Raw genomic sequence first — 16994 nt, forward strand, 5'->3', positions numbered from 1 at the left:
ATAATCTTAGAATTAATTTTAGAATTCTTAATAATTTTAGAATTTAAATTTTTATATTATCTAAAACTAAAATATAGTGATATAGAATTATCTAAACAAAATCAGTTGATACAAAGTTCAGCTAAATGAATTAAAATCTGTGAAAAATTATCCAAATGAAATACATTGGATAAAAACTAGTCAAATCAATGAAATAAACATATAAAGTAAATACCTAAATTAACAGATAATAGGTGAAATAATGATAAGATGCATATCATGCGGCGCAGAATACGGCCTAGATGAGATAATATACACATGCCCAAAGTGTGGATCAATATTAGAAGTTGTACCGCTCAGACCAGACGTTTCAAAGGACGTTTTTGAGTGTAGAAAATCAACCATGTGGAAGTACAAAGAGTTCATGCCAGTGGACGAGTCAAAGATAGTAAGCCTTGAAGAAGGGGGAACACCCTTCTGTAAATGCCAGAAACTCGGAGATGAACTTGGAGTAGAATTATACGTAAAAGTAGAAGGATCAAACCCAACAGGAAGCTTTAAAGATAGAGGAATGAGTGTTGGGATAACAAAAGCCATGGAACTGGGTGTGGACACAGTTGGATGTGCATCAACAGGTAACACATCAGCATCCCTTGCAGCTTACGCAACAAGAGCAGGAAAACGATGCATTGTACTTTTACCCTCTGGAAAGGTTGCACTCGGAAAGCTTGCCCAGGCAATGTTCCACGGTGCAGAGGTAATATCCATAAAAGGAAACTTTGACGAGGCACTTGAAGCCATAACAGCCCTCGCACTTCAGGGAAAATTATACCTCCTGAACTCCATAAACCCCTTCCGACTTGAAGGGCAAAAATCCATTGGATTTGAGATAGTTGATGATTTGGGATGGAAATCACCTGATAGGATAATATTACCCGTTGGAAATGCCGGCAACATATCTGCAATATGGAAAGGTGTAAAAGAATTCTACGAAGCAGGTTTTATTAATGATCTTCCAATGATGACAGGTATTCAGGCAGAAGGTGCTGCACCCATAGCCAACGCTGTACGTGCAGGTAAAAATGAAATTGTACCAGTTGAAAACCCAGAGACCATTGCAACAGCCATAAGGATCGGAGCACCTGTAAGCTCAGTTAAAGCCTTAAGAGCCATATATGATTCTGATGGGCTTGCTGAAACAGTTACAGACGATGAAATCTTAAGCGCACAGAAACTCCTTGCAAGAACAGAGGGAATAGGCGTGGAGCCGGCATCCGCAGCATCCATTGCAGGTCTTAAAAAGCTTGTTGAGACTGGCTCAATAGATAAGGGAGAACAAATCGTTTGTGTTGTCACAGGACACTTGTTAAAGGATCCCAACACAGCAATAGATGCATGTGTAAAACCTGTTGAGGTTGATGCAGATATTAATGCCCTTTTAAGTATTATTACTGGTAAGTAATGGGCTTCCCCATATTTTTTTTGAAGTAAATCTGAACTATATTTATATCCTAATTTTTTATGAATGTCCCAATACCACACGATTTGTAATGGGCTGACCCAAGATCATATGGATCACCATGACATGACTCAACAGCATATAAATCACCGAAAAACACCTCAAAAAAACGATAAATATATATGACAGTACAGCAACAGTGTATAATAACAAATATAGAAAATGAGGTGGTTAAATATGGAATTACCAGTTGCTCCAATAGGAAGAATAATAAAAAATGCAGGTGCAGAAAGAGTAAGTGACGACGCTAGAGCTGCTCTAGCAAAAGTATTAGAAGAGAAGGGTGAGGAAATATCCTCACAGGCTGTTAAACTTGCAAAACACGCCGGAAGGAAAACAATCAAAGCATCAGATATTGAAATGGCTGTTAAAGGTCGCTAGATAAGTTTTTCCTTTTCTTTTTTTCTTTTTAAATATAATTACTGTTATTTAAGGCTTATTTTAAGGGATTATTTTAATAGATTATATCATATTAATGGACCATTTTATGATATTTTTACTTGTATTAAAAACTAAAAAAACTTTAAAATAAAGATTTAAAGTGATTTTTAAAGTTATTTATCTAAATTGTTTTATTTAAAACACTCTCAACTAAATTTTCATTTTGTTATTTTTAAATAAAAGATTATTTAAAATGAAACAGTTTTAATAAACAATAGATTTTATCGTTAAACTTTTATTTTCGTATGAAAATTGGGGATAAAAAAGTATTTTACAGCGTTAGGTTTCTACAATAAACATATAAACCTTCAAACCAAATATTTTATAATATAATTATTAAGAGGAGATTAAATGAATAATTTTGAAGAATCCGATAATTTCATGACCAGTAACCGTATGGAAGCCCTTATAGATGGTATTTTTGCTATAGCAATGACCCTTTTAGTTTTGAGTATAGGAGTACCCCATATATCAGGACAAATATCAAATGTAACCATTCAACAATCACTTTACACCATAATTTCTCCATTTTTTAGTTTCGTTTTGAGCTTCATTCTTCTTGCAATGTTTTGGGTAGCCAACCACAGACAGTTGCACTACATAAAACATGTGGATGATGTGTATTTGTGGATTAATATTATATGGCTTTTGTTCATTGTCACAGTTCCTTTCTCAACAGATTTAACTGGAACCTACGGCGGCTACGCGATATCCCAAATCATATTCAATCTAAATCTCTTAGGAATTGCATTTTTCCTCTATTTAAGCTGGCATTATGCAACTAAAAAAGGATTGGTCAGTAAAAAGATAACCAAACAGAAAAGTGAGAGTATAAAAAGGACCTGCATCCTCTTTCTGGGAGTATCATCAATAGCCATTATCTTGTCATTTTTAACTCCAACATGGAGTGGTATGATTTATTTAATCCTTTTATTAGAGAAATTTATCTGATAATATTAAAAATCATACGACAAGAGTATAATGTGGAAAAATGTAAACATGAATACATTATCTAATGATAAATTTCTTTTAAGGGCACTATTAAAGAACAATATAAAAGAAAATTCATTGAGTTCCATTATTAATAGTACTTATAAAGATTAAATTAATTCCACATGAACATTTTGGTTACAGGGAGAATTTTTTTGAAATAACCAACCTTTTTTAGACCCTTTTTAGATGAAACGGATAGAAAAAAACAGCACCAAGTTCAAATGACAGGAAAAAAAGTATAAAACCAGGAAAAAGTATAAGATATTTCAATAGAATTTATCATGAATTTTAGTATTATAATATCAAATTTCGATGTCAAATTTCCAGATTCGTTTCTCTAAAACTGAGAAAAATTAAACCCAAAAAAATCTAAAAACTGACAGTTTAATGATTTAATGATATTAAGAACTGTTACTCCACAAAGAATAAGAAGTATGCCAGTGATATGTTTAATCAGCATCTAGAGACATGAAAGAAAGTATATATACTATGATGATGAAACATTTAATAAGCTAATTTTGAACTTCTGAAAATTATTTATTAGTTTAAATGAGTTTTGAAATTAGAATTTGATTTATTAAAAATTCATTCAAGTCATTTGCTGATCGACAACTTTTATATATTTAGAATATAAAAAGTAAGATCTGCCGATGGATGGTTAAAACCCAGATGAAAAAGGAGGTAATTAAATGGCAAAAGCAATTTATGTAAAATTTGATGTACCAAAAGAAATAGCTGACAAAGCCTACGAGGCTTTAGAAATAGCAAGAGACACAGGTAAAATAGGTAAAGGAACTAACGAGGTAACTAAAGCCATAGAAAGAGGCAACGCACTACTCGTATTCATAGCTGAAGATATTCAGCCACCAGAAATAGTAGCTCATTTACCAGTACTTGCTGAAGAAAAAGAGATTCCTTACGTTTACATTGCAACAAAAGACGAGTTAGGAGAAGCAGCAGGACTTAACGTTGGTACAGCATCTGCATGTATAACAGATGCCGGTGAAGCTGAAGATTTAATCAACGACATTGTTGAGAAAGTCGAAGAACTCAAAAAATAGAACTATTTTTACAAAATGGAAGGCATGAATAAACTGTAAAGTTTATACTTGACCTTTCTCATTTTAACTGAAGGTGATTATATGGGAGAAGCAACTCCTGCTGAAGTGATTGAGGTTCTAAAAAGAACTGGAATGACTGGGGAAGTCATGCAGGTAAAATGTAGAATACTTGATGGAAGAGACAAAGGTAGAATATTAACCAGAAACGTCATGGGCGCAATAAGAGAAGGCGACGTTTTAATGTTGCTGGATACTATAAGGGAAGCCAAGGAAATACGTACCCCATAGGCAGATAGGTGTTTAATATGAGAACATGTTCATTCTGTGGAGAAGAAATTGAAGAAGGCACAGGAAAGATGTACGTTAAAAAGGATGGTACAGTCTATTTCTTCTGCAGCAGTAAATGTGAAAAGAATAAAATAAAATTAGGAAGAGTTCCAAGAAAGGTTAAGTGGGTTAAACAATGAGAGAAAGGAGCTTTGTAATGCTGAAACCTGATGCAGTCAAAAGAAGACTCATAGGTGACGTTTTAAACAGGTTTGAAAGGCGAGGGCTCAAAGTTGTGGCCACTAAAATGATGGTCATAAACAAAGAACTTGCAGAGAAACACTACGCAGAACACGCTGAAAAACCCTTTTTCAAAGACCTTGTTGACTACATAACATCAGGCCCAGTGCTTGCAATGGTCATTGAAGGTGGAGAATGTATCAGTCTTATAAGGAAAATGGTAGGAGCCACCAACCCTAAAGAAGCAGATATGGGGACAATAAGGGGCGACTACGCTATTGAAACTGGTAGGAATATGATACACGCTTCAGATTCAACAGAATCAGCTGTAAGAGAAATATCACTATTTTTCAAAGATTCTGAGATCTGCAATTACATTCTGCCTGATGAAGAAATAATATATGAAGAACCTTAGAACCACAAATTAAGAGTTGATTGAAGAGCCTTGATTTTTTTTAAAGCTCTTTTTCACATTTTAATTTAATCAGATTCTTTACTATTTCCATTTAATTGAATTATAGAATTTAAATTTCAATTAGAAGGATCAAAATTAGAATTTTTAGAATTTTACATTAATTGGAGGATAAAATTGAAGATTAGATCACCAATAGTGTCTGTTTTAGGTCATGTAGATCACGGCAAAACTACCCTCTTAGACTTTATAAGAGGCAGTGCCATAGCTCAAAAGGAAGCCGGAGGAATAACCCAACACATCGGTGCAACAGAAATTCCAATGGAAGTCATAGAGAATATCTGCGGCGACTTCCTGAAACAACTCGACATAAAGGAGACATTACCAGGACTATTTTTTATTGACACTCCAGGCCACGAGGCCTTCACAACCCTACGTAAAAGGGGAGGTGCACTGGCTGATCTGGCAATTCTTATTGTAGACGTCAACGAGGGATTTAAACCCCAAACTTATGAAGCTTTAAACATTCTTAAAATGTGCAAAACTCCATTCATAGTTGCAGCCAACAAAATGGACAAAATACACGGCTGGGAAACGTACAAAGGTCTTCCATTTCTCAAAAGTTATTCTAAACAAACAAAAAGCGTTCAGGAAAAACTGGACACAAAAGTTTACGAACTTGTTGGGATACTACATGAAGAAGGTTTTGAATCAGAAAGGTTTGATAGGGTTGAGAACTTCGCAAGACAGATAAGTATAATTCCTATAAGTGCTAAAAGTGGTGAAGGAATCGCTGAGCTTCTTACAATGTTAATGGGACTAGCTCAGCAGTATCTTAAGGAGCAACTTCAAATAGAAACCGATGCCCCAGCAAAGGGAACCATACTTGAAGTGAAAGAAGAAACAGGATTGGGAGTAACTGTTGACGCTGTTATATACGACGGAATCCTGAAAAAAAAGGATACAATAGTTCTTACCACTATTGACAAAGTTATAAAGACAAAAATCAGGTCACTTCTAAAACCAAGACCCCTTGAAGAAATGAGGGAATCTAAAAAACGCTTCAAGAAGGTTGACGAAGTTGTTGCAGCTGCAGGTATAAAGATAGTGGCCCCAAACATAGAGGATGTTATCTCAGGATCACCACTGCGAGTCGCAACTAAAGATTTCGAAAGGGTTAAAGAAGAAATTCTAAATGAAATTGAGAGTATTAAAATAGATACTGATGAAGTTGGGGTAACTGTAAAGGCAGACACCCTCGGATCTCTTGAAGCCCTCGTCAACATGCTTAAAAATATGGATGTGCCCATAAGAGTTGCAGACATAGGGGATGTTTCAAGGAGAGATGTAGTTGCTGCTTCCATTGTTCAGAAGGAAAATCCCCTTTACGGTGTGATCATAGCATTCAACGTCAAAATACTTCCATCAGCATTAGAAGAAATAAATGCATCAGGACTAAAACTCTTTTCTGCAAATGTTATATACAAACTTACAGAAGATTATCAGGAATGGATAGAGGCTGCAGAAGAGCGAAAAAGAAAGGAATGGCTCGATGCAATAATAAAACCTGCAAAAATAAGAATAATTCCAAAACTCGTTTTCAGACACAGCAAACCAGCTATAGCAGGAATAGAAGTCATTGGAGGCACTGTAAAAAAGGATTACAGCCTCATAAGAAACGATGGTGGGTACGTTGGCAAAGTTGAGAGTATGCAGGATAAAGGTGACAACAAACCATCAACCTCAAAGGGACAGAAAGTGGCAATGGCAATAAAAAACGCCATTTTCGGGAAAGACTTTGAGGAAGGGGACGTTTTATACGTTGATATACCTGAAGCCCATTACAGGATCCTGGAATCAGACCTTAAAGGTAAACTTACAGAGGATGAAGTTCAGATACTGGAAGAACTTGTGGAAATAAAGAGAAAAGAAGATTCTTTATGGGGACTCCGGGTAGAATATTAGATGGATTACTAATAAATATAGATAAATTAATGAATTTAACCAGGTAACGATCATTGGATCACACAATGGAAAACGATAAATAATATAGAATATAAAAAACCAGAATAAGATGGAGGAGATAGATTGGCATTTAAAGTAGTAATTTCAGAAGGCGAAAACAGCCATCAAATCGAAGTTGAAGCTGCAGAGTCAAAAAAACTCATAGGATTAAAGATCGGCGAGGAATTCGATGCCTCTTTAGTTGGTTTAACAGGATATAAAGTTAAGATAACCGGTGGAAGCGACAAAAACGGCTTTCCAATGAAAAAGGATATAGACGGACAGAGAAGAATGAAAAGCCTTCTATCTGGCGGTATCGGTTTTAAACCAAAAAGAGACGGACAGCGCAGAAGAAAAACCGTTAGAGGTAACACCATATCCGACGAAACCGTGCAGATAAACACAATAGTTACAGAGAAGGGCGAAAAAGATATAAACGAACTTCTAGAGAGCAAGGAATAAAACCTAGGTGTAAGTTGTGAAAATACAGTCCGAAATAAACATAGGGCTTGTAGGGCATGTTGATCATGGTAAAACAACCTTGACAAAGGCCCTATCTGGCATATGGACAGATACTCATAGTGAGGAGACTAAAAGGGGTATCTCAATAAGGTTGGGTTATGCAGATATAACCTTCAGGAGATGCACAGAATGTCCTACTCCCCAGTGCTATACAACAGCACTTGTGTGCGACAACTGTGGAAAAGAAACACAGGAAATCCGAAAGGTATCCTTTGTAGATTCACCTGGACACGAAACACTCATGGCCACAATGTTATCAGGTGCCGCAATAATGGACGGTGCAGTTCTTGTAATAGCAGCCAACGAACCATGTCCACAACCTCAAACAAAAGAGCATCTTATGGCACTTGACGTTATAGGGGTCAAAGAAGTCATAGTTGTTCAAAACAAGATAGACATTGTTACAAAAGAAAGGGCAATAGAGAGTTACAACGAAATAAAAGAATTTGTTAAGGGAACATGTGCAGAAGATGCACCAATAATACCTATATCTGCCCAGCAAGGCGCTAACATCGATATTCTTATTGAAGTTATCCAGGAAAAAATAAAAACTCCAAGACGTTCCCTAAGAAAAGCTGCCAGGATGTACGTTGCAAGGTCATTTGACATCAACAGACCAGGCTGTTCTCCTGAAAAAATCCAAGGTGGGGTAATAGGAGGATCATTAGTTCAGGGAAAACTCAAAGTCGGAGATGAAATAGAGATAAAACCTGGTATACAGGTTAAAAAGAAGGGTAAAACCGAATGGATGAGCTTACATTCCGAGATCGTAGGTCTTAATGCAGCAGATGAATCTGTTGAAGAAGTCGGTCCTGGAGGACTTATAGGTGTCGGTACAAAACTGGATCCGTCCTTAACAAAAGCTGATTCACTTTCAGGATCCGTTGCAGGCAAACCTGGAACACTTCCACCAATTATGCACGAGTTCACCATGAAAACACAGCTCCTCGAAAGAGTGGTTGGTACAAAAGATGAGCGTGTAGTTGACCCTATAAAATCAACAGAACCTCTCATGATAAACATAGGCACATCAACAACCATTGGTGTGGTTACAAGTGCAAGGAAAAAAGAAGTTGAAGTTAAACTCAAACTACCTGTATGCGCTGAGGAAGGCCAGAGGGTCGCACTTAGCAGACGTGTAGGGGCAAGATGGAGGTTAATAGGATATGGTATCATCAAATAATCTCGAAGCAATTCTTGATGCAAATTTTTTATGATACCCGCTCAATTTCACGTTGATATAGTAGGCGAACTTGAGCGAATCCTACCATCATACAGTCTTGTTGTTCCCTCATTTGTTGTAAGGGAACTTAACTATGTAAAAAATAGATCTAAAGGCAAAAATAAGGTTGCAGCATCAATAGCTCTTAAGATCGCAAAAACCCATCCAATAAAAGTTGTTGAGCTTGAACTTGAAAAAGGTGAATTTGTAGACGATGCACTTCTTCGAATATCAAATGCGCCAAAAAAAGTTTTATGCACAAACGACCGTGAATTAAGAAGCAGAGCAAGAAAAAATAACATTAATGTTGTTTATCTTCGTCAAAGAAGATATCTTGCTGTTGATGGGCATTTAAACATTTGATCATTTTATAATTAGAAGAATATTTTCAATATAATAGCTAAAATAAATTCAGTTACAAGAGTAATTCTGAATAATATTTTCCAATATTTTTTTGAAAATATCAATTAGAATAATTAACAAGTAAAATAAGTTTATAAATAGAATAATTCTTTAATAATTAACAACTTATAATCAATAATCTTCTAAAATAGTTTGTACAGGAGGAATCAGATGAATCTTTGGAAAGACATACCAACAGGACCATCCGCAGAAGTAGTATATGCTGTTGTGGAAATTCCAAAAGGATCAAGGAACAAATATGAATATGACAAGGATAAAGAAGCATTCGCACTTGACAGGGTTCTTTACTCGCCATTCCACTATCCTGCAGAGTACGGTATAATACCTCAAACTCTATGGGACGATGGAGACCCAATGGACATACTCGTCATGATGGATCAGCCAACATTCCCGGGCTGCGTAATCGAAACCAGACCAATTGGAGTCATGAGAATGATAGATGGTGGAGACAGCGACGATAAAGTTTTAGGTGTTCCAGTGGACGATCCAAGATGTGCGGACATAAAGGACATCAGCGATGTGCCAAAACAGTTTTTAGATGAAGTAGCACACTTCTTCAGAGAATACAAAAAACTTGAAGGCAAAAAAACAGAAGTTCTCGGATGGGAAAACGCTGAACAAGCATTCAAAGCCATAGAACATTCCAAAGATTTATACAACAAAATGTAACGTTGATTATGATTAATTAAATATAAATAAACTGAAGATAATTGAATATTCTAAATAAATCTTGGTCAAATAGAAGAATTAAACTGTTAATATATAAAGTAAATTTAAATCCATGTTTGCTTATATATTATTAAAGCATAATCAGGGGGATTTGGTTGTATTTAATATCCAAAATAGAAGACACTGTGAGGATCCCACCAAGCCGGTTTGAAGAACCCTTAAACGACGTAGCAGTAGAGCTTTTAAATGAAAGCTATGTTGGAACTGTAGATAAAAAACTGGGATTGATGGTAACAGTCAAAGAAATTGAAGATATCGGCGTTGGAAACGTTATAATGGGCGATGGTGCAGCTTACCATGATGTTGTGTTTACAGCACTATCCTTCAAACCGGAACTACACGAGATCATCGAAGGTGAAGTCATAGAAATAACTGAATTCGGAGCATTCGTACGAATGGGACCAATGGACGGGTTAGTGCACGTATCACAGGTTACAGACGATTATATAAACTATGACGGGAAAAGAGGAGCTTTATTAGGTAAAGAATCAAAGAAAAGCCTTGAAGAAGGTGACAAAGTCCGTGCAAGGATCGTTGCATTAAGCCTCAAAGGAAAATCCTCCAAAGAAACCAAAATAGGTTTAACAATGAGACAGCCCGGCCTTGGAAAATTCGAATGGATCGAAGAAGAAAAGAAAAAAGGAAAGAAAAAGACTGTTAAGAAGACTACCAAGCAGGGGAAAAAATAAATGGTTATTAAAGCATGCACAAGATGCCACAGACTCATGGAAGAAGAAAGATGTGCGATCTGTAATATACCCTCCTCAAAGAATTGGAGCGGCTTCCTGATAATTGTGGATCCTGAAAATTCAGATATTGCAAAGGAACTTAATATATCCCTTCCTGGAGAATATGCCCTGAGGGTTAGATAGTGTTAGTACTGAAAAAGGAACTGAGATCAGAATTTAAAAAACCTTTTGGAAAGATTTATCCATCAATAGCTGATACAGAAGAACCTTTAAAAGAATCGCTTGGTGACGATGGTGTCATAATTTCCATCGGCGATGTCACAACGCAGAACATGCTGGATGCGGATATTATCCCGGATATGGGCATCGTTGATAATAAAATTGAAAGGAAACCATCAGAAAACGAAATATATTACGATAACATCACATTAAAAGCAAAAAACCCCGCAGGAACCATAACAGACGAACTTCAAAATACAATTGAAAAATCTTTCAACTTGATTGAAAATGAAGGATATAAAGTTTTAATCATCGTTGAAGGTGAAGAAGACCTTGCTGTTATTCCATGTGCAATTATGGCCCCATCTGGTTCCATAATATTTTATGGCCAACCCGGAGAAGGTGTGGTACTTTGTGAAGTTGATAAAGTTAAAAAAATTGCAGAAAACCTAATCAAAAAGTTAGAGGAGGCATAAATTATGGATATCAATGTAAACGAAAAAATCGAAAATCCGCTTTTAAACAGAACTGAAATACACTTTGACTGCATATACCAAGGAGAGGCTACTCCTAAAATTTTAGATGTAAAAAACAGGCTTGTAGCACTTTTAGATGTAGATAAAAACCTTTTAGTGGTGGACAAAGTCAAACCATCCTACGGTGAAGGTAAAGCAGACGGATATGCAAAACTCTACGATTCAGAGGAAAGTTTAGCTAAAATAGAAAAAGAACACGTTTTAGCAAAAAACAAAGAGCCTGAAAAGGAAACTAAAGAGGAAGCTTAAGATAAGTTGGATGACAATCCAACTTAATCAAGAAATTGGAGGAGTAATGATGAAAAAATACGAACTCTACGAAGTTAAAGATAATAAACTCGTAAGAAAAAATCCTGAATGTGTTAGATGTTCACACGGGGTTTTCATGGCTGACCACGGAGACCGTTACGCTTGCGGAAAATGCGGTTACACCCAGTGGAAAGGTAAAGACGCTAAAAAATAATTTTTATACTATAATACGGAAGAGTGGAGTTAAACTTTAAATTAACTTCATGAACCAACTATTTTAATTTTAATTGAATCTTAACTAATAAATAATTGAATTTTAACTAATGAATTTTAATTTAAAAAACTCATTCAGGTGGAATTTTATTGAATCTTAGATCTGGAAGACTTAAAGGCAAAATGACGAGCGATGCTGCAACATTCACATCCTCGATGGAATTTGACAAAAGAATATTTTGGGCAGACATCAAGTGTAACATTGCCCATACCACCATGCTCAAAGAACAAAAAATAATACCTGCAGAAGATGCTGATAAAATAGTAGGCGCCCTTCACATGCTTGAATCTGAGGGCATTGAAGCCTTAAATCTCGACCCTTCTGTTGAGGATATACACATGGCCCTTGAAAACTACGTCACCGAAAAGATCGGGGAAGTTGCAGGGTTCATGCACACTGCCAAGTCGAGAAACGACCAGGTTGCAACAGACCTAAGACTTGTTTTGAAAGAAGAAATCAGTGAAATTGAAGAGGATCTCCTTAAATTCATAGAAAAAATCCTTGACATGGCATCGGAGAATAAAGAAACCGTTATGGTTGGATATACACATCTTCAACATGCCCAGCCAACAACCTTCGCCCACCACCTCCTTGCATATGCAAACGAGTTAAGGCGGGACTATGAAAGGATTGCAGATGCTAAAAAACGTGTTGATATGTGCCCGTTAGGTGCTGCGGCCATGACAACCACAAGTTTTCCAATAAACCGTGAGAGGACCAGAGAACTTTTAGGGTTCGAGAGACTCATGGAAAACTCCATAGATGCTGTAAGCTCAAGGGATTTCATGGCAGAAACTGTTTTCACTCTTTCCATGCTTGCATCAAACCTCAGCAAGATATGCGAGGAAATGATAATCTGGAGCACCTACGAGTTCGCAATGATCGAGATGGCAAATGAATACTCATCCACATCATCCATAATGCCCCAGAAAAAGAACGCTGACGTTGCAGAGATTGCACGGTCAAAAACTGGTGTAATATATGGGGAACTTGTTACAATTATGACTATTTTGAAGGCACTACCACATAGCTACAATAGAGACCTTCAAGAAGTGACACCTCACCTATGGGGTGCCGTTGATACTGCACGTTCCATGCTGAATATCACATGTGACATGCTGACATCAATAACGTTTAAAAAAGAACGTGGACTTGAACTTGCAAAGGCAAACTTCTCAACTGCAACGGAACTTGCAGACCTTATGGTGCGTGAAAAAAACATGCCATTCCGTGTAGCCCATCAGATCGTTGGAAGAACCGTTAATGAGGCCATTGACAAGGGAATGAAACCTGGAGAAATTGATTCTGAATTTTTAGATGAAGTTTCAGTGGAAATACGAGGAAAACCCCTTGGTATCAGTGAAGAACTTGTGAAAAAAGCCCTGGATCCCTATGAAGTTATAAAAACGCGTAAAGTTATAGGCGGATCATCACCTGAAGCCGTTGATGAAGTAATTTCACATTTAAGGGAGTTTATTGAAGGAGAATCTGGTAAAAAAATAGATATTAAATTATTTTAGATAAATAATTATTTTATTAATTTTCATTATATTTTACTAGTTATCTTAGAAATTCTTTTAATTTTTACTTTTGTTTTTTACTAATTTAAACAATTTTTATGAAAATTTATTCATTTTAAATTATTTTACTAAACCATTTAATATTCCTATTTGATATCTTGCTTTTTTTGCTAAAATAAATTTAAATTTCTTTTTTAGGAGTTTAATTCTCTTATAAACTTTTTAGTTTTGATACAATCTAAATAATAAAAGTTAAATATTAAATAGGATAATTAGTTTTTTAAAACGAGTTAGGAGGAAAAGAATGAAATGCCCGAAATGTGAAGCTGAAAATCCTGAATATGCCCCTCACTGCCAGAAATGTGGCTGTTTGATTAAAGAGAGTTATCCTCGCGCTAACACCCTTTCAATAGTAGGAATAGTAATTGGATTTATTATGCCCTTTGTCTTTTTATTGGCACTTTTACCTGAGATATACCTTTATACGCGTCCAGAACAGTCTGTTAAGAAGCGTGGAAAAAAATTCATTGAGGTTACGTTAGTTCTATTTGTAGTGATGATAATTGTTTGGGCGTTTATCAATAAGGTTATTTAAAAAAAGTTTTTATTAAAAGTGATTAAAAAAGCATTTATTACCCATTATAACGCGAAGATTCATATCTTTAGAAATTATTTTTTTTTGAAATCATTCGTTTTGAAAATCTTCTTAGAATTCGTTTTTCTTATTGAAGTTTCTTCTTCTGGAGTCACTCGTTTTCTAAATTGTTCTCTTTTTTGATTCGTATATTGTAACTCATTCTTTTTTTAGAACTCATTTCTCGTTTTCTTTTTCTTCGTGCTTCTTCAAATAATCTTTCCTAATCTCACAGGCCATTTCTCCATCCTCAATTACAACTGCGCCGTAATATCCACAGTCGTAACATCTCCACATGGACCAGTTTTGTGGTATGACCCATTTTATATTGGTTGAGCCACAGTTGGGGCAGAACTTTTTGGTTTTCATAATATCTATATAGATCATAAGACAAAATATAGGTTTATGCAAGATACAAACCGAGAATTAATGGGAATAATCGCAATAATTTTGGGTATTTTAATGTTGATATACCCTCAACTTGTGGGATATCTGGTTGGAATTTTCCTTATAATATACGGAGTAATGGAATTGCTCAAAAGGGTTTAAATAGACCTCATTATAAGGCCAAGTGCCTCGCCAGGCTCCAGTACACCAGCCCTAGTTTCTCTTAGAACTCTCTGTATTGAAAACCTGCTCATATGAGCGTGCCTTTTATGCACCTCATTTATAAGAGGACAGCCATAACCACCAGCACTTTTGATACCGTAACGACCAGCAAGTCCTTTAGTTTCACCCTTTGTTGCAGAAAGCATTGCAGGCATGTTGATTCTCCAAACACCTTCTTTAAACAGGATTGACTGCGCACCGGTGGATAAAAAATCTCCAAATATCAAAAATGAGATTTTCAATTGCTTTGTATGATCCATTAGGGCTTCCTCAATGGTTCCAGAACATCTGCCACAGGGATGGATTTTTCCTTCAAGTGCATTTTCTATAACAGATGACATATCCACATTTATGTATTCGTGTTCAACATCGAGCAGCTTAGACAGGTTTTCAACATTTTTCTGGAAATGTTTGGGAAGTACGATCTCTCCGGGGTTTACAGTAACTGCAATGGGGTTGAAACCCAAAATCTTCGCAATTATGAGGGATGAACTGCTGTCAACACCGCCGGAAAGTGCAACTATTGCCCTGTGGGTTTGAGACTCCTTTTTGGGTTTTTCTGAATCGTTTAAAATACCCTTTAAAAGAGAATTTGCAAAGTATACATTTTCTATTCTTTGATTCAGGAGATCCTGTAAATTTTCAAGTGGATATTTATCATCTTCATTGAATGAGGGTAAGATCTCTGCAAGTCTCTTGGATGCAAGTTCCATCCTGTATTTTCTGACTAAAATGTCTGAATTGGCCTCAACATGGATTGAATTCACACCAAGCTCCTCCCTAAGACGTCCCACAACCCATCCTCCTTTTCCTATCACTGCAGACTTTTCAGGCCGGTCGGGTGTTATTATAACCAGGTTTCTGTTTTCACTGTCAAATATCACCTTTTCAAGGGAAATACCAATTTCATCCCATAAGTTCAGATCAATATCATCAGCTGTGCACTCATCTTCAACAACTGGTTTTAAAAGTTTTTTTAATGATTGTACGATGTCATCAACTTCTCTTTTCATAAGTAATCTCCAATAAGTGTATATTAATTAATATACAACCAAATAATCAGTTATTCTGGATAAATAGTTATTTTCAACCAATTGTTTTAAAATTTAATCTGTTTAAATATCATTTATCAAAAAAGCACTATAAATCTTTTCAGATCATAACGTTAGATCCAAATTACCGTTTATTTTAAAAGTCTTATGTACTTTTATCTACTGTAAAGTCCCATAAGCTGACCCTTATCCAGAACATGGCCTTCCATGGCATTTAAAAGTTCCTGCTTTGAAATTCTGGGCGGTAGATCCAGCTTTGAGTCCAGGGCATATACCCTAAAGTAGTATCTGTGGGTTCCGCCTGGAGGGCACGGACCACTATAACCAACCATGCCAGAGTCATTTAATCCCTGTTTAGAACCATCTTCCAATAACTCATCCATCTCAACTCCTTCAGGAAGAGTCTTACTTTCAGGTGGAATGTTAAAAATGACCCAATGTGTCCATACACCTGATGGTGCATCAGGATCCTCACATATAATTGCAAGACTCTTTGCAGATTCTTGGACCCCACTCATTTCAAGTGGAGGAGATACATTCAGACCATCACATGTGTACCTTTTTGGTATGGGATTTCCTTCCCCAAAGACTGTGCTTTTTACTTTTATTACCATATAAAACCCCCATATTCATTTATTTTCCGTTTTTATTTATAATAGTTAGATTCTGAATAAATAAATCGCGTATATGGATTTGTGATAATAATATTGATTCAATTTACATGAGTTTAATTTTCATTTTTCTGCTATTAAGATTTATCAACTGTTGATTCAATTTTTTTTTTCAGATGGTTATTCACCAAGTTACATCAATTTTCCTAATGGATCCGTTACCATTGACAAAAGTTATTACTTAATAATAAAAGTTGTTTAATGATTATTATAATAAGTTAGATGAACTTTAGTAATACATGAAAAAGTTAATCCCAATTTCTTTAATTTTAAAATCATGGCTGAATTTTTCGGTGCATGATCTGCACTTTAGATTATGATATCAACAAGATCAAAAACTCAACTAGTACATATATTTAATTATAGATTTTATGGAAGACACAATGGGTGTAAGGGTTATCAACAACCATGAAATCGACAAATTTAAATACTATGGCGTCTCAATAATTGAATGAGGTGATATATATGACTGAATTACCAATTGCTCCAGTCGGAAGAATCATAAAAAATGCCGGTGCACAGAGAGTAAGTGACGACGCTAGAGATGAATTAGCAAAAGTATTAGAAGAAGCAGGCGAAAAAATAGCCGCAGACGCTGTTAAACTTGCTAAACACGCTGGAAGGAAAACCGTCAAAGCATCAGACATAGAGTTAGCTGTTAAAGCAGCACAATAAACTCTACTTTTTTTTATTTGGAATTTTAATTTTTTTAAGGGATTTTTTTTATTG

The 16994-nt window shown here is 35.8% G+C and carries 24 protein-coding genes; 21 read left to right on the plus strand and 3 right to left on the minus strand.

Features of this window, described 5'->3' with window-relative positions:
• The first annotated feature begins 241 nt into the window (after window positions 1–241).
• From thrC to MSWAN_RS08720, 19 genes are all read left to right on the plus strand, one after another.
• Window positions 242–1441: a threonine synthase gene (gene thrC / locus MSWAN_RS08630; protein WP_013826258.1), complete on the plus strand. Its 1200-nt coding sequence runs from the start codon at window positions 242–244 to the stop codon at window positions 1439–1441.
• Between the two features lie 234 nt (window positions 1442–1675).
• Window positions 1676–1879: a histone family protein gene (locus MSWAN_RS08635; protein WP_013826259.1), complete on the plus strand. Its 204-nt coding sequence runs from the start codon at window positions 1676–1678 to the stop codon at window positions 1877–1879.
• A gap of 411 nt (window positions 1880–2290) precedes the next feature.
• On the plus strand, window positions 2291–2890 hold the full coding sequence (locus MSWAN_RS08640) for a TMEM175 family protein (RefSeq protein WP_013826260.1): 600 nt from the start codon (window positions 2291–2293) through the stop codon (window positions 2888–2890).
• A gap of 731 nt (window positions 2891–3621) precedes the next feature.
• On the plus strand, window positions 3622–3993 hold the full coding sequence (gene rpl7ae, locus MSWAN_RS08645) for a 50S ribosomal protein L7Ae (protein WP_013826261.1): 372 nt from the start codon (window positions 3622–3624) through the stop codon (window positions 3991–3993).
• Between the two features lie 81 nt (window positions 3994–4074).
• Window positions 4075–4281, plus strand: a complete 207-nt coding sequence (locus MSWAN_RS08650; protein WP_013826262.1) for a 30S ribosomal protein S28e — start codon at window positions 4075–4077, stop codon at window positions 4279–4281.
• 17 nt (window positions 4282–4298) lie between these two features.
• Window positions 4299–4460, plus strand: a complete 162-nt coding sequence (locus MSWAN_RS08655; RefSeq protein WP_013826263.1) for a 50S ribosomal protein L24e — start codon at window positions 4299–4301, stop codon at window positions 4458–4460.
• On the plus strand, window positions 4457–4915 hold the full coding sequence (gene ndk, locus MSWAN_RS08660) for a nucleoside-diphosphate kinase (protein ID WP_013826264.1): 459 nt from the start codon (window positions 4457–4459) through the stop codon (window positions 4913–4915). The genes MSWAN_RS08655 and ndk overlap by 4 nt, the downstream gene beginning before the upstream one ends.
• A 174-nt stretch (window positions 4916–5089) precedes the next feature.
• Entirely contained in the window at window positions 5090–6877 is a 1788-nt protein-coding gene (gene infB / locus MSWAN_RS08665; protein WP_013826265.1) for a translation initiation factor IF-2, read from the plus strand.
• Between the two features lie 123 nt (window positions 6878–7000).
• Window positions 7001–7378, plus strand: a complete 378-nt coding sequence (locus tag MSWAN_RS08670; protein ID WP_013826266.1) for a 30S ribosomal protein S6e — start codon at window positions 7001–7003, stop codon at window positions 7376–7378.
• 16 nt (window positions 7379–7394) lie between these two features.
• Window positions 7395–8621 carry a translation initiation factor IF-2 subunit gamma gene (locus MSWAN_RS08675; protein WP_013826267.1) on the plus strand — a complete coding sequence of 409 codons (1227 nt, stop codon included), beginning with the start codon at window positions 7395–7397 and terminating at the stop codon, window positions 8619–8621.
• Between the two features lie 30 nt (window positions 8622–8651).
• Complete coding sequence (locus MSWAN_RS08680) at window positions 8652–9023, plus strand: type II toxin-antitoxin system VapC family toxin (protein ID WP_013826268.1); 372 nt, start codon at window positions 8652–8654, stop codon at window positions 9021–9023.
• 210 nt (window positions 9024–9233) lie between these two features.
• Window positions 9234–9752, plus strand: coding sequence for an inorganic diphosphatase (locus tag MSWAN_RS08685; protein ID WP_013826269.1), 519 nt, complete (start codon window positions 9234–9236; stop codon window positions 9750–9752).
• Between the two features lie 164 nt (window positions 9753–9916).
• On the plus strand, window positions 9917–10501 hold the full coding sequence (locus MSWAN_RS08690) for a DNA-directed RNA polymerase (protein WP_173361662.1): 585 nt from the start codon (window positions 9917–9919) through the stop codon (window positions 10499–10501).
• Window positions 10502–10684 (plus strand): transcription elongation factor subunit Spt4, encoded by a 183-nt coding sequence (spt4, locus tag MSWAN_RS08695; RefSeq protein WP_013826271.1) that lies wholly within the window; start codon window positions 10502–10504, stop codon window positions 10682–10684.
• The gene (locus tag MSWAN_RS08700; RefSeq protein ID WP_013826272.1) at window positions 10684–11196 is read left to right on the plus strand and encodes a GTP-dependent dephospho-CoA kinase family protein; all 513 of its coding nucleotides are present in this window, start codon (window positions 10684–10686) and stop codon (window positions 11194–11196) included. Before spt4 ends, MSWAN_RS08700 begins: the two co-directional genes overlap by 1 nt.
• A gap of 3 nt (window positions 11197–11199) precedes the next feature.
• On the plus strand, window positions 11200–11505 hold the full coding sequence (locus MSWAN_RS08705) for a 30S ribosomal protein S24e (protein ID WP_013826273.1): 306 nt from the start codon (window positions 11200–11202) through the stop codon (window positions 11503–11505).
• Window positions 11506–11554: 49 nt separating this feature from the next.
• Window positions 11555–11719: a 30S ribosomal protein S27ae gene (locus MSWAN_RS08710; RefSeq protein WP_013826274.1), complete on the plus strand. Its 165-nt coding sequence runs from the start codon at window positions 11555–11557 to the stop codon at window positions 11717–11719.
• Between the two features lie 149 nt (window positions 11720–11868).
• A complete protein-coding gene (gene argH, locus MSWAN_RS08715) occupies window positions 11869–13299 on the plus strand; it encodes an argininosuccinate lyase (protein ID WP_013826275.1) in 1431 nt (476 codons plus the stop codon).
• Window positions 13300–13603: 304 nt separating this feature from the next.
• Complete coding sequence (locus tag MSWAN_RS08720) at window positions 13604–13894, plus strand: zinc ribbon domain-containing protein (protein ID WP_013826276.1); 291 nt, start codon at window positions 13604–13606, stop codon at window positions 13892–13894.
• A gap of 216 nt (window positions 13895–14110) precedes the next feature.
• On the opposite strand, the gene MSWAN_RS08725 is transcribed toward MSWAN_RS08720, so the two are convergent.
• Complete coding sequence (locus tag MSWAN_RS08725) at window positions 14111–14302, minus strand: hypothetical protein (RefSeq protein ID WP_048188055.1); 192 nt, start codon at window positions 14300–14302, stop codon at window positions 14111–14113.
• 60 nt (window positions 14303–14362) lie between these two features.
• Between MSWAN_RS08725 and MSWAN_RS12510 the strand changes: the two genes are divergently transcribed.
• Window positions 14363–14482: a DUF3096 domain-containing protein gene (locus MSWAN_RS12510; RefSeq protein ID WP_013826278.1), complete on the plus strand. Its 120-nt coding sequence runs from the start codon at window positions 14363–14365 to the stop codon at window positions 14480–14482.
• Here the strand turns inward: MSWAN_RS12510 and MSWAN_RS08730 are convergent.
• Window positions 14479–15555: an ATPase gene (locus tag MSWAN_RS08730; protein ID WP_013826279.1), complete on the minus strand. Its 1077-nt coding sequence runs from the start codon at window positions 15553–15555 to the stop codon at window positions 14479–14481. The two genes, MSWAN_RS12510 and MSWAN_RS08730, sit on opposite strands and share 4 nt — an antisense overlap.
• 194 nt (window positions 15556–15749) lie before the next feature.
• Window positions 15750–16208: a YbhB/YbcL family Raf kinase inhibitor-like protein gene (locus MSWAN_RS08735; RefSeq protein WP_013826280.1), complete on the minus strand. Its 459-nt coding sequence runs from the start codon at window positions 16206–16208 to the stop codon at window positions 15750–15752.
• 522 nt (window positions 16209–16730) lie between these two features.
• Between MSWAN_RS08735 and MSWAN_RS08740 the strand changes: the two genes are divergently transcribed.
• The gene (locus MSWAN_RS08740) at window positions 16731–16940 is read left to right on the plus strand and encodes a histone family protein (protein ID WP_013826281.1); all 210 of its coding nucleotides are present in this window, start codon (window positions 16731–16733) and stop codon (window positions 16938–16940) included.
• Window positions 16941–16994 lie beyond the last annotated feature (54 nt).

This window comes from Methanobacterium paludis (genome assembly GCF_000214725.1).
GTDB classification, from domain to species: Archaea; Methanobacteriota; Methanobacteria; order Methanobacteriales; family Methanobacteriaceae; genus Methanobacterium_C; species Methanobacterium_C paludis.

Excerpts from the sequence above, each read along its gene's own strand:
- thrC (WP_013826258.1), top strand. The coding sequence starts at position 242 with ATGATAAGATGCATATCATGCGGCGCAGAATACGGCCTAGATGAGATA.
- MSWAN_RS08635 (WP_013826259.1), top strand. The coding sequence starts at position 1,676 with ATGGAATTACCAGTTGCTCCAATAGGAAGAATAATAAAAAATGCAGGT.
- MSWAN_RS08640 (WP_013826260.1), top strand. The coding sequence starts at position 2,291 with ATGAATAATTTTGAAGAATCCGATAATTTCATGACCAGTAACCGTATG.
- rpl7ae (WP_013826261.1), top strand. The coding sequence starts at position 3,622 with ATGGCAAAAGCAATTTATGTAAAATTTGATGTACCAAAAGAAATAGCT.
- MSWAN_RS08650 (WP_013826262.1), top strand. The coding sequence starts at position 4,075 with ATGGGAGAAGCAACTCCTGCTGAAGTGATTGAGGTTCTAAAAAGAACT.
- MSWAN_RS08655 (WP_013826263.1), top strand. The coding sequence starts at position 4,299 with ATGAGAACATGTTCATTCTGTGGAGAAGAAATTGAAGAAGGCACAGGA.
- ndk (WP_013826264.1), top strand. The coding sequence starts at position 4,457 with ATGAGAGAAAGGAGCTTTGTAATGCTGAAACCTGATGCAGTCAAAAGA.
- MSWAN_RS08680 (WP_013826268.1), top strand. The coding sequence starts at position 8,652 with ATGATACCCGCTCAATTTCACGTTGATATAGTAGGCGAACTTGAGCGA.
- MSWAN_RS08685 (WP_013826269.1), top strand. The coding sequence starts at position 9,234 with ATGAATCTTTGGAAAGACATACCAACAGGACCATCCGCAGAAGTAGTA.
- spt4 (WP_013826271.1), top strand. The coding sequence starts at position 10,502 with ATGGTTATTAAAGCATGCACAAGATGCCACAGACTCATGGAAGAAGAA.
- MSWAN_RS08705 (WP_013826273.1), top strand. The coding sequence starts at position 11,200 with ATGGATATCAATGTAAACGAAAAAATCGAAAATCCGCTTTTAAACAGA.
- MSWAN_RS08710 (WP_013826274.1), top strand. The coding sequence starts at position 11,555 with ATGAAAAAATACGAACTCTACGAAGTTAAAGATAATAAACTCGTAAGA.
- MSWAN_RS08720 (WP_013826276.1), top strand. The coding sequence starts at position 13,604 with ATGAAATGCCCGAAATGTGAAGCTGAAAATCCTGAATATGCCCCTCAC.
- MSWAN_RS08725 (WP_048188055.1), bottom strand. The coding sequence starts at position 14,302 with ATGAAAACCAAAAAGTTCTGCCCCAACTGTGGCTCAACCAATATAAAA.
- MSWAN_RS12510 (WP_013826278.1), top strand. The coding sequence starts at position 14,363 with ATGGGAATAATCGCAATAATTTTGGGTATTTTAATGTTGATATACCCT.
- MSWAN_RS08730 (WP_013826279.1), bottom strand. The coding sequence starts at position 15,555 with ATGAAAAGAGAAGTTGATGACATCGTACAATCATTAAAAAAACTTTTA.
- MSWAN_RS08735 (WP_013826280.1), bottom strand. The coding sequence starts at position 16,208 with ATGGTAATAAAAGTAAAAAGCACAGTCTTTGGGGAAGGAAATCCCATA.
- MSWAN_RS08740 (WP_013826281.1), top strand. The coding sequence starts at position 16,731 with ATGACTGAATTACCAATTGCTCCAGTCGGAAGAATCATAAAAAATGCC.